General features: G+C 70.0%; 14 protein-coding genes, 1 tRNA gene and 1 pseudogene. 10 read left to right on the forward strand and 6 right to left on the reverse strand.

The window, feature by feature from the left end; translation table 11 throughout:
* Window positions 1–11: 11 nt before the first annotated feature.
* Window positions 12–2,756 carry a pyruvate dehydrogenase (acetyl-transferring), homodimeric type gene (aceE, locus tag MCBG_RS27565; RefSeq protein ID WP_043329212.1) on the reverse strand — a complete coding sequence of 915 codons (2,745 nt, stop codon included), beginning with the start codon at window positions 2,754–2,756 and terminating at the stop codon, window positions 12–14.
* 189 nt (window positions 2,757–2,945) lie between these two features.
* Here aceE and MCBG_RS27570 point away from each other — a divergent pair, with 189 nt between their 5' ends.
* The 8 genes and pseudogenes from MCBG_RS27570 to MCBG_RS27605 all read left to right on the forward strand — a co-directional run bounded on the left by MCBG_RS27570 (window position 2,946) and on the right by MCBG_RS27605 (window position 9,704).
* Window positions 2,946–3,350, forward strand: a complete 405-nt coding sequence (locus MCBG_RS27570; protein WP_043329214.1) for a secondary thiamine-phosphate synthase enzyme YjbQ — start codon at window positions 2,946–2,948, stop codon at window positions 3,348–3,350.
* A gap of 56 nt (window positions 3,351–3,406) precedes the next feature.
* Window positions 3,407–3,889: a MarR family winged helix-turn-helix transcriptional regulator gene (locus tag MCBG_RS27575; protein ID WP_043329216.1), complete on the forward strand. Its 483-nt coding sequence runs from the start codon at window positions 3,407–3,409 to the stop codon at window positions 3,887–3,889.
* A 63-nt stretch (window positions 3,890–3,952) separates the two neighbouring features.
* Window positions 3,953–4,531: a hypothetical protein gene (locus MCBG_RS35350; protein WP_369799334.1), complete on the forward strand. Its 579-nt coding sequence runs from the start codon at window positions 3,953–3,955 to the stop codon at window positions 4,529–4,531.
* Between the two features lie 665 nt (window positions 4,532–5,196).
* A pseudogene (locus MCBG_RS27585) lies at window positions 5,197–7,127 on the forward strand (transketolase C-terminal domain-containing protein); the annotation flags it as partial.
* Between the two features lie 110 nt (window positions 7,128–7,237).
* On the forward strand, window positions 7,238–7,672 hold the full coding sequence (locus tag MCBG_RS27590) for a DUF3052 domain-containing protein (protein WP_013287823.1): 435 nt from the start codon (window positions 7,238–7,240) through the stop codon (window positions 7,670–7,672).
* Window positions 7,673–7,680: 8 nt separating this feature from the next.
* Window positions 7,681–8,148 carry a peroxiredoxin gene (locus tag MCBG_RS27595; protein ID WP_043329219.1) on the forward strand — a complete coding sequence of 156 codons (468 nt, stop codon included), beginning with the start codon at window positions 7,681–7,683 and terminating at the stop codon, window positions 8,146–8,148.
* 82 nt (window positions 8,149–8,230) lie between these two features.
* Window positions 8,231–8,302, forward strand: a tRNA-Val gene (locus MCBG_RS27600).
* A gap of 286 nt (window positions 8,303–8,588) precedes the next feature.
* Window positions 8,589–9,704: an FUSC family protein gene (locus MCBG_RS27605; RefSeq protein ID WP_223201351.1), complete on the forward strand. Its 1,116-nt coding sequence runs from the start codon at window positions 8,589–8,591 to the stop codon at window positions 9,702–9,704.
* 175 nt (window positions 9,705–9,879) lie between these two features.
* Here the strand turns inward: MCBG_RS27605 and MCBG_RS27610 are convergent, their stop codons facing one another.
* Window positions 9,880–10,086 (reverse strand): hypothetical protein, encoded by a 207-nt coding sequence (locus tag MCBG_RS27610; protein ID WP_043329221.1) that lies wholly within the window; start codon window positions 10,084–10,086, stop codon window positions 9,880–9,882.
* A 123-nt stretch (window positions 10,087–10,209) separates the two neighbouring features.
* On the opposite strand from MCBG_RS27610, the gene MCBG_RS34875 reads away from it, so the two are divergent.
* Window positions 10,210–10,341 (forward strand): hypothetical protein, encoded by a 132-nt coding sequence (locus MCBG_RS34875; RefSeq protein WP_255358637.1) that lies wholly within the window; start codon window positions 10,210–10,212, stop codon window positions 10,339–10,341.
* Between the two features lie 442 nt (window positions 10,342–10,783).
* Here the strand turns inward: MCBG_RS34875 and MCBG_RS27615 are convergent, their stop codons facing one another.
* From MCBG_RS27615 to MCBG_RS27630, 4 genes are all read right to left on the reverse strand, one after another.
* Window positions 10,784–11,350, reverse strand: coding sequence for a hypothetical protein (locus tag MCBG_RS27615; RefSeq protein WP_140946364.1), 567 nt, complete (start codon window positions 11,348–11,350; stop codon window positions 10,784–10,786).
* 173 nt (window positions 11,351–11,523) lie between these two features.
* Window positions 11,524–12,009 (reverse strand): hypothetical protein, encoded by a 486-nt coding sequence (locus MCBG_RS27620; RefSeq protein WP_043329224.1) that lies wholly within the window; start codon window positions 12,007–12,009, stop codon window positions 11,524–11,526.
* 63 nt (window positions 12,010–12,072) lie between these two features.
* The gene (locus MCBG_RS27625) at window positions 12,073–12,630 is read right to left on the reverse strand and encodes an RDD family protein (protein ID WP_043329225.1); all 558 of its coding nucleotides are present in this window, start codon (window positions 12,628–12,630) and stop codon (window positions 12,073–12,075) included.
* 108 nt (window positions 12,631–12,738) lie between these two features.
* Window positions 12,739–13,386, reverse strand: coding sequence for an XRE family transcriptional regulator (locus MCBG_RS27630; protein WP_369799335.1), 648 nt, complete (start codon window positions 13,384–13,386; stop codon window positions 12,739–12,741).
* A gap of 133 nt (window positions 13,387–13,519) precedes the next feature.
* Here MCBG_RS27630 and MCBG_RS27635 point away from each other — a divergent pair, with 133 nt between their 5' ends.
* Entirely contained in the window at window positions 13,520–14,716 is a 1,197-nt protein-coding gene (locus MCBG_RS27635) for a helix-turn-helix domain-containing protein (RefSeq protein WP_043329227.1), read from the forward strand.
* Window positions 14,717–14,781 lie beyond the last annotated feature (65 nt).

Below are 14,781 nucleotides of genomic sequence, written 5' to 3' on the forward strand. Positions count from 1 at the left end.
GGCCCTTCCTTTCAGCTGTCGCCGCCGGTCTCGCCGACCGGGGCGGCGTTGACGTCGTCCAGCGCGTACTTGCGGGCCGCGTCGGCCGGCACGTGCGCCGGCACCACACCGCGCAGCGCGAGCTGGCGCAGCGTGGCCACCGCCACCGACTCGGCGTCCACGTGGAAGTGGCGGCGCAGCGCGTGCCGGGTGTCCGACATGCCGAACCCGTCGGTGCCGAGCGAGGTGTAGTCGCCGGGTACCCAGCGGGCGATCAGGTCCGGTACCGCGCGCATCCAGTCGCTGACCGCGACCTTCGGCCCGTCGGCGTCGGCCAGCTTCCGCGCGATGTACGGCACCCGCGGCTCCTCGCCCGGGTTGAGCAGGTTGTGCTCCTCGCACTGGACCGCGTCGCGGCGCAGCTCGGTCCAGGACGTCACCGACCACACGTCGGCGGCCACGCCCCAGTCCTCGGCGAGCAGCTGCTGGGCCTTGAGCGCCCACTGCATGCCGGTGCCGGACGCGAGGATGTTCGCCTTCGGCGCGTCGTCGCCGACCTGCGGCGCGGGGGAGTAGCGGTGGATGCCCTTGACGATGCCCTCGACGTCCACGCCCTCCGGCTCGGCCGGCTGGAAGATCGGCTCGTTGTAGACGGTGAGGTAGTAGAAGATGTTCTCCTGCGCCTCGCCGTACATCCGGTGCAGGCCGTTCTCCACGATGTGCGCCAGCTCGAAGGCGAACGCCGCGTCGTAGGAGACCACCGCCGGGTTGGTGGCGGCGAGCAGCAGCGAGTGGCCGTCCTCGTGCTGCAGGCCCTCACCGTTGAGCGTGGTCCGGCCGGCGGTCGCGCCGAGCACGAAGCCCCGCGCCATCTGGTCCGCCGCCGCCCAGAACCCGTCGCCGGTGCGCTGGAAGCCGAACATCGAGTAGAAGATGTACAGCGGGATCATCGGCTCGCCGTGCGTCGCGTACGCCGTGCCGGCGGCGGTGAACGAGGCCACCGAACCGGCCTCGTTGATCCCCTCGTGCAGGATCTGGCCGGTGGTCGACTCCTTGTAGGACAGGAACAGGTCCCGGTCGACGGCGGTGTAACGCTGGCCGTGCGGCGAGTAGATCTTCTGCGTCGGGAACAGCGAGTCCATACCGAACGTACGGGCCTCGTCCGGGATGATCGGCACCCAGCGCTTGCCGAACTCCTTGTCCTTCATGATGTCCTTGAGCAGGCGGACGAACGCCATCGTGGTGGCGACCTTCTGCTTGCCCGACCCGCGCTTGACGTCGGAGAACCGCTCGCTGCCCGGGATGGCCAGCGTCTTGCGGGCGGTGCTGCGCGTGGGCAGGTAGCCGCCGAGCTGCTGACGCCGGTCCTTCAGGTAGGTGATCTCGTCCGACTTCTCGCCCGGCGTGTAGTACGGCGGGAGGTACGGGTTCTCCTCCAGCTGCTTGTCCGGGATGTCCAGGTAGAGGCGGTCGCGGAAGAGCTTCAGGTCCTCCAGCGTCAGCTTCTTCATCTGGTGCGTGGCGTTGCGGCCCTCGAAGTGCGAGCCGAGCGTCCAGCCCTTGATCGTCTTGGCGAGGATCACCGTCGGCTGGCCGGTGTGCTCCATCGCCGCCTTGTAGGCCGCGTAGAGCTTGCGGTAGTCGTGGCCACCCCGCTTGAGGTTCCAGATCTCGTCGTCGGACAGGTGCTCGACCATCTTGCGGGTCCGCGGGTCGCGGCCGAAGAAGTGCTCCCGCACGTACGCCCCGGACTCCGCCTTGTAGGTCTGGTAGTCGCCGTCGGGCGTGGTGTTCATCAGGTTGACCAGCGCGCCGTCGGTGTCCGCGGCGAGCAGCGGGTCCCACTCCCGGCCCCAGACGACCTTGATGACGTTCCAGCCGGCGCCCCGGAAGAACGCCTCCAGCTCCTGCATGATCTTGCCGTTGCCGCGGACCGGTCCGTCCAGGCGCTGCAGGTTGCAGTTGATCACGAAGGTGAGGTTGTCCAGCTCCTCGCGGGCGGCCACGCCGATCGCGCCGAGCGACTCGACCTCGTCCATCTCGCCGTCGCCGAGGAACGCCCAGACGTGCTGCTGGGAGGTGTCCTTGATGCCCCGGTGCTGCAGGTAGCGGTTGAACCGCGCCTGGTAGATGGCGTTCAGCGGCCCGAGACCCATGGAGACGGTCGGGAACTCCCAGAAGTCCGGCATCAGCCGCGGGTGCGGGTACGACGGCAGCCCGCCACCGGGGTGCGACAGCTCCTGCCGGAACCCGTCGAGCTGGTTCTCGCTGAGCCGGCCCTCCAGGAACGCCCGCGCGTACATGCCGGGGGAGGCGTGGCCCTGGTAGAAGATCTGGTCGCCGCCGCCCGGGTGGTTCTTGCCCCGGAAGAAGTGGTTGAAGCCCACCTCGTAGAGCGACGCGGAGCTGGCGAACGTGGAGATGTGGCCACCGACGCCGATCTCCGGGCGCTGCGCCCGGTGCACCAGCATCGCGGCGTTCCACCTGATGTACGCCCGCAGCCGCCGCTCGACGTGCTCGTCACCCGGGAACCACGGTTCGCGCTCCGGCGGGATCGTGTTGATGTAGTCGGTGGTGGTCAGGGACGGCACCCCGACCTGCCGCTCGCGGGCCCGCTCCAGCAGGCGCAGCATGACGTACCGGGCTCGCTTTGTCCCGCGCTCGTCGATGACACCGTCGAGCGACTCGACCCATTCGCTGGTCTCTTCAGGGTCGATGTCCGGAAGCTGGCTCGGCAGACCAGCGGTGATCACCGGGCGCTTGCGTTCCGTAGCCACAGGCGTTCCCTCGGTTTCGTGTGGGATAGGTCTCTAGCGCCATCCTGCCCCCTGGTGGCGCGTGCCGTCACCTCTCCCACCCTCAGACGCGACGCTGAACACAGGTACCCATCAGTAACTTTGCGCGATCACCGGATGCGCTATCGGCGGGCGCGGCGGGGAACCGGGCACTGCGGCAGAATGCGCCGTATGCGCAGTGAGGTGATCACCGTCCGGACCGGCTCCCGGCCGACCGTCCGGGACATCACGAGCGAGGCCGAACGGTTCGTGTCCGGCGCCGGCGACGGCCTGCTGCACGTCTTCGTCCCGCACGCCACCGCCGGGCTGGCGATCATCGAGACCGGCGCCGGATCCGACGACGACCTGCTGCGGGCCCTGGACGACCTGCTTCCCACCGACGACAGGTGGCGGCACCGGCACGGCTCGCCCGGGCACGGACGCGACCACGTGCTGCCGGCGTTCGTGCCGCCGTACGCGACGCTGCCGGTGCTCGGCGGCCGGATCCAGCTCGGCACCTGGCAGTCGATCTGCCTGGTCGACACCAACGGCGACAACCCCGACCGCCAGGTGCGCTTCTCGTTCCTGCCCGGCTGAACGGCGGGCAGATAGTGGAGTACGTCAATTGTTGACTGGTCACGTACAATCGACTGATGGCGCACTCCACTGTCTCCGCTGAGCAGCCCGGCCCGGGTGACCGGCTGGGCCTGGCCGGGGACACCGTGCGCCGGATCCTGCACGTCGCCGCCGCGCTGCGCCACCACCAGGACGAGGCGTTCGCCGACCTGGGGCTCACTCCGGCGGCCGCCCGCGCGCTGCACCAACTGGACCCGGACCGCCCGCTGCCGGCCCGCGACCTCGCCGAGCAGCTCGGCTGCGACAGGTCGAACGTCACCGGCCTGGCCGACCGGCTGGAGCGGGCCGGGCTGGTGGAACGACGCACCGACCCGGCCGACCGGCGGCAGAAGGCGCTCGTGGTCACCGAGCGCGGCCGGGAGGTCCGCGAGCGGGTCGCCCACGTCATGTCCGACCCCCGGCTGCTCGACGACCTGAGCACCGCCGAACTGGCCGCGCTACGTGAACTCGTCTTCAAGGTCTCCGACGGCGGCTGTCCGGAGGAGTGCGGCGAGGTCTGAGCCACGCCGGGCGGAACGTGTCCGACTGGGCGCGGCGGGCCCGAGTCGGTAATGCTGTCCGACGTGACCACCCCGCACGATCTCGACGACCGGCTCCGGGCCGAACTGGCCGCGCTCGGGGCGCCCGAGAAGCGGCGCGACCTGGGCGAGCGACTGCCCGACGGCGGGCCGCTGACCGGGGCGCAGGCGCTGGCCCTGTTCGACGCGCAACTGACCAGCCGGCTGCTCGACCTGGCCGGGCAGTGGCTGCACGGCTTCGGTGAGGGGTACCACACCATCGAGTCGGCGGGGCACGAGGGCAACGCCGCCGTGGCCGCCGCGCTGCGGCCGACCGACCCCGCGCTGCTGCACCACCGCTCCGGGGCGTTCTACTGCCTGCGCGCCGCCCAGGCCGCCGGCGCCTTCCCCACCGCCCCGCCGCCGCCCGTCCCGCCGACACCCGCCCCGGAGGCCGATCCCGACGCCGCCGTGGACGCCTCGCCCGATGCTGGTCCCGGCACCGTCGTCGACGGCTCGCCCAGTGCTGCTCCGCCGGCTGCCGCCGCCGGCTCGCCCAGTGCTGCTCCGCCGGCTGCCGCCGCCGGCTCGCCCAGTGCTGCTCCGCCGGCTGGCGCCGCCGGGCTCGCCCCGGCAGCGCCGTGACAGCTCGCCCGGCACCGCCGCCCGACGGCTCGCCAGGCAGCTAAAATCCTCCTGTCTTGGGGCTAGCGTCCAACAACACGTTTGCTTAGGGAAATCGATCCACCCGCGGTACGAATTTTCCCCGCCTTCGATTGAAAGTGCTTTTTGGTCTAGCGAGCTTAAGTGTTGCGAGGTCCTTAGATGGACGGGGGGGACATCGATGGCCTTAGTGGGCCTGTCACTTTAATTCCACTGGCGCCAAATTCAGTTTTCTGATTAGACGCCCAGTCTTGTGCAGTTGGTTCCTAATTCCCGGGGACATCGTTTTGGTAAGTGTGGAGCCTTTCCGCTGAAATTTTCCGCCAATTTGTCTAAGACAGGTAGTAGGTCAATCCTGCGCTGCTCGGCTGTCGCCCCCGCTCCGTCTGCTGTCATCCCGGACCCGGCGGCCGCCCCGGCCCTGCCGGCCGCCGTGCACGAATCGCACGACCTGCCCGCCCAGCGCGGACCGGCAGGATGCGCACATCAATCCCACCTCCCAGGAGCAACGTTCCACCCTCCGGGAACCGGAGAGATCTTGGAACGAAAGTGCCCATATAGGGGCCGTTTCGTACCAAGATCTCGAACGGCCGGGGGCGGGCGGCGAGGCGGGCAGCCTTCCCGTGGGAGCCTCGATCGTGGTGGACGCGGACGGTGACGCGACTGTCGGCGTACCCGATCTGCCACAGCCCGCGCCCGACGACGCGTTCGCGGCGGCGGCGCGCGACGTGCTGCGCGGCATTGTCGCGTCCGCGGAGGAACCGGCCGCCGGCGGCCGGCAGAAGCTCTTCGGCCGCGCCGACCTCGCGGTCGTGCCGACCCCCGCGAGCGCCGGCTCGCACCTGCCCCGCGCGGTCGGTCTGGGGCTGGCGCTGGAGCGGCTGCGCCGGGGCGCCCGGCCCGCGGACGGCGAGCCGGAAGCGGCGGCCTGGCCCGCGGACTCCGTGGTGGTCTGCTCCTTCGGCGACGCCTCGGTCAACCACGCCACGGTGACCGCCGCGCTCAACACCGCCGGCTGGTACGACCACACCCCTGCGTCCCGGTGCTGTTCGTCTGCGAGGAACAGCGGTGGCTCCGCCGAGGGTGGGTGGCGACGACGCTGCGGTCCCGGCCCGGCATCCGCTACTTCGCGGCCGACGGCACGGACGTGGCCGAGAGCTACCGGGTGGCGGCGGAGGCGGCGGCTGGGTGCGCCGGCACCGCCGGCCCGCCGTGCTGCACCTGGGCGCGGTCCGGCTGATGGGCCAGGGTGACGCGGCCCGCGACCCGCTGCTGGCCACCGCGCGGCTGCTGGTCACCTCCGGGTACGCCGGGGGGCGAGGAGCTGCTCAGCCGGTACGACGAGCGGGGCTGGCAGCTGCGCCGCATCGCCGAGGAGGCGCTGGACGAGCCGAAACTGGCGTCCGCTGTCGACGTCGTGCGGGAGCTGGCGCCGCGGCGGCCGGTCCGGGTGGCCCGGGCGGTGGCCGAGGCGGCGGAGCGGGCGGCCGGGCCGGGCGCCGGGGCGCGGGCGGAGGCGTTCGGCGGCAAACCGCCGGAGCTGACCGGGCCGCTGACGCTGGCGCAGAGCATCAACGCGGCGCTCGCCGACGGCATGCTCGACCACCCTCGGATGGCGGTGTTCGGCCGGGACGTGGCCGCCGGCGGCGGGGCGCACGGGGTGACCGAGGGGCTGCGGGACCGGTTCGGGGCGGCCCGGGTGTTCGACACGCCACGGGACGAGACCTCGATCCTCGGGCTCGGGCTGGGTGCCGGCCTGGCCGGGATGCTGCCGGTGCCGGAGATCCAATATCTGGCGTATCTGCACAGCGCCGAGGATCAGCTGCGCGGCGAGGCGGCCACCATGCGGTTCTTCTCCCGGGGCGCGTTCCGCAACCCGATGGTGGTGCGGGTGGCCGCCCTGGCGGGTGAGGACGGGCTCGGCGGCCACGCGCGCAACGACAACTCGGTGGCGGTGCTGCGGGACGTGCCGGGGCTCGTGGTCGCCGTGCCGGCGCGGCCGGACGACGCCGCGCCGATGCTGCGTACGTGCCTGGCCGCGGCCCGGGTGGACGGCAGCGTCTGCGTCTTCCTGGAGCCGGCCGCGCTCTATGACGCCCGTGACCTCTACGCCGACGGCGACGGCGAGTGGACGGCCGAGTACGCCGAGCCGGGCGCCTGGGCGGACCGGCACGTGCCGATCGGGCGGGCCCGCGTCTACGGGATCGGCTCGGCCGAGGACCTCACCATCATCACCTTCGGTAGCGGGGTGCGGATGTCGCTGCGCGCGGCGGCCACCCTCGCCGCGGAGGGCGTGGGCAGCCGGGTGGTGGATCTGCGCTGGCTGGCCCCGCTGCCGGTGGCCGACATCATCCGGGAGGCCTCGGCGACCGGCCGGGTGCTGGTGGTGGACGAGACGCGACGCTCCGGCGGGGTGGGCGAGGGCGTGGTGTCCGCGCTCGTCGACACCGGGTACGTCGGCGCCGCGCGCCGTGTGGCCGGACTTGACTCGTTTGTACCATTAGGTCCGGCCGCTCGTCAGGTTCTGGTCTCCGAGGAAGCCATCACCCAGGGTGCCCGTACGCTGCTGGCACGGTAAATTCCGTTCCACCCGGTGCGCCACTTGCGCGGCGAGCCGCAACTGTGTGGACTGGGCCCGACGGTGTCACCCGACGCCACGAGCAGGGATAGATGAGGAGGCACGCGACAGTGAGCGCGACCGCTGGCCAGGCCGACGGGGTACGCAGCCTGGCGGACCGGTTCGGTATCGAGCCGGGCATGGTCGTCATGGAGATGGGCTACGACGACGACGTCGACACCGATCTCCGGGACGCCCTGACCGACCGCTGTGGGGAACTCGTCGACGAGGACACCGACGAGGTGGTCGACGCGGTTCTGGTCTGGCACCGCGACGGCGACGGTGACCTCTTCGAGCTCCTCGTGGACGCCCTCGGGCCGCTCGCCGACAACGGCGTGGTCTGGCTCCTGACCCCGAAGGCCGGCCGCGACGGCCACGTCGAGCCGAGCGAGGTCGCGGAGAGCGCGCAGACCGCCGGCCTCCAGCAGACCTCCACCATCAACGCCGGCCGCGACTGGAGCGGAGCCCGCCTGGTCATGCGGCGCGGCTCCAAGAGCAAGAAGTAGGAGCGCACATGCCCGTCGAGGTTGGCGCCGAAGCGCCCGACTTCCTGCTCAAGGACCAGAACAACCAGGAGGTACGGCTCGCCGACTTCCGCGGCCGCAAGACCGTCCTGCTCGTCTTCTACCCGCTCGCCTTCACCGGCGTCTGCCAGGGCGAGCTGTCCGAGGTGCGGGACAACCTCGACGAGTACGCCAACGACGACGTCCAGGTGCTGACCGTCAGCGTCGACTCCGTGTACGCCCACAAGATCTGGGCCGAGCAGGAGGGCTTCCAGTTCCCGCTGCTCGCCGACTTCTGGCCGCACGGCGCGGTGGCCCAGGCGTACGGCGTCTTCAACGACGTCGCGGGCATCGCCAACCGGGGCACCTTCGTCATCGACAAGGCCGGCGTGGTCCGCTTCGCGGAGATGAACATGCCCGGCGAGGCGCGCGACCAGCAGGGCTGGCGCAAGGCGCTGGCCGAGGCCGCCGCTGCCTGAGTCCCACACCCAGGTACGTCGTTCGACCGGGCCGGAGGCGGGCAGGTAAGCTGGCCGCTCCGGCCCGCCGTACGGGCGTTCCGGGCGCGTAGCTCAGTGGGAGAGCACTCGCCTTACAAGCGAGGGGTCGCAGGTTCGAAACCTGCCGCGCCCACCTTTCACATCAGCGGGAACCGTCCCGAGAAGATCACTCCCCGGGGCGGTGACTCGACGGGCTCCACGTGTTAGATCCGTTGCCATTGATGCCGGGACCAGGGCGGCTGGGGTCCGGGAGAATGAGCCTGTGGCCTCTGACCAGGAAGCGCTTCCGCGCCTGCGGGAATGCCCTACCGGGCCGGCGCTGCATTACGCTGCCAGGCCACACCTCGCAGGACCGCTACCTCCCCCGAGCGGTTGCCGCAGACGTAACCCTCGCCTGCACTGCTCCTCGGAGGTGAGACGTGGCTACCGTGGACCCGGGTTTGCGGCCAGAGATGGTGCAACGAGAAGGCCGGGAAGCTTTCGAGCGGCTTCGCACGTACTCCATAATCGCTGTTCAGGCGGGTGTGGCCGCTGGATTGTCCTGGTTCATCGCCAGCGACGTGCTGCACAATCCACAGGCGTTGTTCGCCCCCGCCGCCTCGATCGGCACGGTCGCAGCAGCCCTCGGCAATCGGATCAGGCGAGCGGCGGAACTCATCGCCGGGGTGATCCTCGGGGTGGCGGCCGGGCAGTTGATCATCTTCGCCATCGGGACGGGGCCGATACAGATCGCCGTGATCGTGGCATTCGCGATCTCGTCGGTAGCCGTGATTCGCGGGGGCGGCGCCGTGATGGTGCACGCAGGAAGCACCGCGGTGCTGCTGGGGACGCTGACTGCGCAGCAATCCCACCTGGCTGTGGCGCGGACGGTCAACGCGTTGATCGGGGGCGCGACGGCCATCGCCGTGGCGTTGCTGATCCTGCCGGCCAACCCTGTGCGCGTCGTGCACCGCTCTGCCGGTCCGTCGCTGGATGTTTTCGCCCGTGCTCTCACGGCTGTCGCCGAGGCGTTGGATCGGCGTGAGGTTCAACAGGCCGACGACGCCTTGCAGCGCCTGATCGCGGTAGAGCAGGAAAGAGACAAGACGATCGAGATGGTCGCCGCGGCGGGGGAGATCGCGCTTCTCTCACCCTGGCGGTGGCGACGATTGGGCATCCTGCGCCGGTATCAGCGCGCCTCCGAGCACCTCCAATCCGCCTACTCCAACAGCCGCGAATTGGCGCACTGGGTCGTATCGGCGGTACGGCTGCGTGAACCCGTACCCGCCGGCCTCTCAGCGTCGATCGAGCACCTCGGCCAAGCGGTGCGGCTGCTGCATCGCGATTTCGTCGCCGGCCGAGAGCCCGACCTTGCACGCGCGCGGGCGCAACAGGCCATCGAGGAGGTCAACCAGGCCTGCGCCGAAGAGATCGGATTCTGCGAGATGGTCCTCATTTCCCGGCTGCGCCTTGCCATCAGCGACGTGCTTCAAGCGTCCGGACTGCCAAAGGCAGAGGCAAATCAGCAGGCGGGGTTGGCCGCCGACTCGAGCTGATTCAACAACAGGTGTTCTTGCCGCGTTGCGGAAGCCGCAGCCGCGACTAGCGGCGGACGACACGGGAGAGCAAGCGACAGCTCGCAGCTCCGAACCGGCCGCACCCGCCGCTCACGCCAGCCAAACCGCCGGTGCGGTGACGGCACGAGTAGCCCGTTGACGACCTGCAATGAGGTCAGGCGCTCCAGCCACCGACGCCACCGCTGCCGGTGTTGCCGCCGTCCGTCCGGTTCCGATGGTCGTCGAGCCTGCGGCGGGCCTCGGCGGATGCCTGGAGGTCACGCACCTGGCCGCCGTCGACTGGTGTCTTCCGGCTATGGCGCCACAGTGCGACCGCAGCGACGGCCGCCGCGATGATGATCAGAACGATGAGCCAGCGCACTTCGACCTCCCTGGGTGAGATGCCTGCCCCCACTGTGAGGCAGCCGGTCAAGGCTGGTTCCAGGGCGCCTCGACAACGAATGAGCCGCCGGAGATCAGGCTCGGAGCCGTACCCTCCGGGGCTGTGGAACTGGACGATGCATCGTGGGGCAGGGCACTGGTCCTCGTTCGGGAACTGCGCGACCCCGCCATTCCTGACGTCGAGGGGTTCGGGGCGACCGACCTGCGCCCTGTTGACCTTCATGCGAGGATCTGAGGTGTGATTCTCCACCGAAGGGGCAGTGCCTCGTAGGCAGCCCCAGCCCCGATCACTTCGCCGCCGCGTGCGCATCACGCGAAGCCCGTGGGCCCGTTATCGGGATGTTCCTGGACTCTCCGGTTCCGCGAACGCTGCCATCCGTCTGGTGGAAGGGCGGCGGTGGCTCCCGGGCACGGTGGCCGCCGCCATCAGGATCTGGGGCGCGCATGCGTACGGCAGCCGGCATCGGTGGAAGCCGTGGGAAGCGGAGTTCGCCTGTTCCTGCTGTGGCGAAGCCTGGGCACGACTGCGCTTGGAAGAGGCAATCGTCTCGCTGCCAAGCCATGCCGGGCGAGAGCTTCAGGTAGTTGTCGACCGCCTGGACGACGCATTGTTGAGGCGTACCCATCACGATCCTCAAACGCCCGGTCACGACCCCTGGTGGCTGCGCCGCTGTTGATCAAGCGGAAACGCTCTTACTACGTCGTTTTCGTCGGGTGAACCGCCGGTAGATGGCAGGTAGGAACAGCAGAATCAGGACGACGATCGCTGCTCCCACGAGTAACGGTGGCCCCAGCGAGTCAGCGAGGCGGATCCCGCTCGGTGCCGAGGTGTGCTGAGGCGCGTTCGGGTTGTCAGGGCTTCCGGCGAACGAGCCCCGATTTGCGATGAACGCCTGGCCGCAGCAGAGGGCCATTGGAATGGTCAGGATGCAGGTCATCGTATGTGCCCACGCTCTGCCTCGCACGAGACCCACCAGCGACAGGAGCAGGCCGGCCATAGCGAGACCGGACAGGACCACCGTCAGCCGGCCGACGACCTCGGCCCCCAGGTCGGCAAGCCCGTTCCGGTTCGCTGCCTCCTCCGGCGACACGTGGTACACGACGTCCCAGTGCGTGAGGTCATAGAGGACTGTTACGGCGTTGAGCGTCAACCCGAGCACCAGTAGGCCGACCGCGACGGCCGGTGCGAACAGCGGCCATCGAGACGTCGACCCTCGCCGGCGGTTGGCCCTCTTGATGATCACTCGGCGGACCATACACAAGCTGATCTGGCGTCAGGGGCACATCGCTCTTGGGGTGACAGCAACGCCGATAGCAAGAGGCCCGGCGAGCGGCGGATGGCTGGAGATCAGGCTTGGAGCCGTACCCTTCGGGCTGCGGATCCTGCGCTGCCCGGACGTCATCACCCTGATGTTCTTCAACCAGCCCGAGTTGACGGACGAGGAGGTGATAGATGGTCGTGCAGGAACGACCGCGCCGCCTCCTTCATGGCCGCCACCGCCTCCTCCGTCTGATCCGGCGCTGCGCCGCAATCGGCGTACAGGTGTAGGAAGCGGTAGCCCACCTCGCGCAGCTCCGCAGAGGGAAAGTAGGACGACTGCCAGTAGATCTCGTGCGCCAGGTCCTCGGGATCGCCCTCTCCGTCGATGATGCTCGCCGCTGCCGCCCGCATGAGGTGCAGCCGGGCGCCGCTCTCGTCCGGGACCGGCGAGCCGAGTTCCTCCATCGCCTGCCGGAACAGGTCGACGGCTTCCCGGGACTGGCCCTTCGACAGACCGGCGAGCTCACGCAGGCTCGGCGAGTCGACACCACGGGCCAGAGCGTGCGCGGCCGCCATCGCCAGGTCGTCGCCGACCGGCTCGTCCATCGCCAGCCGGACGGCAAGGTCGCGCAGTCGCTCCATCCCCGAGAGGCTAGGCGGTACGTGGGGCCGTGTCCGCCCATGGGGACGCGATTGCGCGACGGGTCAGCGAATGCCCGCGTCGTGGAGCCGCCGGGTGGCACCCGGATCGATGGTGGTCCGCACGAGCGAACCGGGCGCGTCTGAGGATCCGGTACTGAACGCGGTCACCACCAGCACGACGACCAGCACCGGCATCAACAGCGTCCGGACCAGCATGGCCCAGCACGCCTTGAGGCCGACCCGGCCGCCGTCCTTGGCCCTGACGAGTTGGGTGCCGGTGAGCAGCGCGCCGAGCGCCCGGCCGTTGCCGTAGCAGAGGCCGTAGAGCAGCGGCACCACCACGAGCAACGAGAGGCTCGCCCCGGCGGCGAAGTTGTCGGACAGGGTGACCGCGCGGTCCACCAGGGACAGGGCGACGACGCCCGCCCCGACACCGAACAGGAACACCGTGAAGTCGACGAGCCAGGCCAAGGCCTGCGCCCCGGTGCCGGCCCGGACGTACAGGCCGCCGTTGCCGAACGTCGCGATCCGCTTTGCCTTCCGGGGGCCGAGTACGTGCTCCGCCTGCGCCTGGGCGGCTGCCAGCCGGGTCAGTGGGTGGCCCGTGGCGCGGACTGTCACAGCGCTCTCCTGTTGTGTCGTGGGCACCGGGCGTTTCGCTGGATCCGGACGCCGTGCCGTGTCGTACCCCGAGTGCAGAGTAGTCGGCGCCAGAACAAGGCCACGGCGCTATGTCGCTGAGGTGTTGTACCGGTCCAGCGTCGCCTTGGAGGTCGACGCGTCGCGGAAGACGAGCTCCCACGGGCCGGTGTTCACATCCATGTCCTTGCCGAACCCGACCCGCTTTCCGGCCATCCGCCGGCCCGTCGGCTCGGCCAGGAGTTGGATCGCTCCGTGATAGCGGGCACCCCGGTAGTAGCCGGCCGGGTCGGTCTGCTCCACCCAGGTGCCGGTGACAACGGCCCCGTCCACGGTCAGGTCCAGCGACAGAGATGAGGACGCCGACCCGGGCAGGCTGCGCGCGGTCAGCCTGTCGCCGTGCTGAAGCAGGACGACGAAGTGCTGTCCGGCGAAGGACTCCTCCCGTCCGCTGGAGTAGTACTGGTAGCGGCTGAGCCACACGCCCTCGTACGACCTGTGCGCCGTGCTGGGCTTGGCAGCCGGCGTCGGCGTGGCCAGGTTCGATACGGGTGAGGTCAGGTCGTGGCCACCCTGCTGGTCGTCGGCCACGTGCCCACCGGGCACCGCGGCGAAGCCGAGCAGTGAGATGGGCAGGCCGGTGACGACCTCCAGCGCGCGTGCGAAGTCGTCCTGGTTCATGCGCATCCCGTTATGGAGGGCGCCCAGGGCCGTGTCGGGAGCGGCCATGAGCGACACGATAGCGCTGTGTCGCAGTGGTGTCACCGTTGGTGCGTGGCTCGTAGGTCATCGACGAGCGGCGTTTCGGGGTACGGTCGACAGAATGGCGGCCGGGTGAGTTCGCCGGGCCTCTTGAGCTTGGAGCTGGGCTATGGCTTCCTCCGTCGATCCGCGCTTCGGGGCAGCTCTGCGCGAGTTTCGGGAGCGGCGTGGTCTGTCGCTTCGGTCCCTCGGGCAGCTCGCCCATCGAAGCAAGAGCCATCTGCACGAGCTGGAAGCAGGGCTCAAGGCTCCGACTGTCGACACGGCGCGCCACTTGGACCGGATTCTCGACGCCGGAGGTGTGCTTGCTCGGCTGGTCGATGCGCCGATCGACCATGCGGCCGAGGCGGGCGAGTTGCGGGCGAGGGTTGCCGCCAGTGATGTCAGCGGTGAGGTGCTCGAACGGATCGAGCAGGGCGTCGACGACCTCGCCAGCTCCTATCCGACTATGGCGCCGGCGGATCTGTTGCCGCTGGTGCGGCGACATCTGGCCTATGTGGTGCGGCTGCTGGACGGACGGGTCACGCTTGCTCAGCAGCGTCGGCTGTTGGTTGCGGGCGGTTGGTTGGCGGTGCTGCGGGCCACCGTTCACATCGACCTGCGGCAGCGCGGTGCGGCGGCTGCTCATCTGCGTGCTGCTCGTGAGCTTGCCGAACACGCCGAGCATGCGGAGATCCAGGCGTGGTGTCTGGAGACCCGGGCCTGGGACGTGTTGACGCAAGGTGACTACCGGACGGCACTCGATCTGTCTCATCAAGCACAGCGGGTCGCGCCGAAAGGCAGCTCGGCCAGGATTCAGGCGACTGCCCAGGAAGCTCGCGCGTGGGCGCGGATCGGTGATGTGGCCGCCACCCGGCGAGCGCTGGAGCGGGTGGAGCGTTTGACGGCGAATCTGCCCGTTCCGGAACGGGCCGAGCATCACTACCGCTACGACCCCGCGAAGGCCGCCGCCTATATGGCCACGACGTTGGCGTGGGCCGGTGACCCGGCTGCCGAGCAGGTGGCGCGGGCGGTACTGACCGATCTGGACCCGCACGGTGATGGGGGAGCGCGTCCTCGCCGTTCCGCGTCGGCGCGTCTCGACCTCGGACTTGCCCTGGTCGCCGCCGACCAGCCGGATGAGGCGGTTGCGCTCGGGGCGCAGGCGGTGGCGTCCGGGCGGGTGGTGCCGTCGAACTGGTGGCGAGCCGCGGAACTGCTCGCGAAGGTGGAGCAGTCGGGCGTGCCGGAGGCCGCGATGTTGCGTGACCTGTGCGTCGAGTACGCCCCCGCCCGCCGATTGACAGCGGGCAGCACACCTGGTTAGCGGACAGTCACCTCCTGGATCGTGGACGCGCTCGGCGTGACGCTGGATCTCCACCGGGCGCGGAT

Source organism: Micromonospora sp. M42, assembly GCF_000568915.1.
GTDB lineage: Bacteria > Actinomycetota > Actinomycetes > Mycobacteriales > Micromonosporaceae > Micromonospora > Micromonospora chalcea.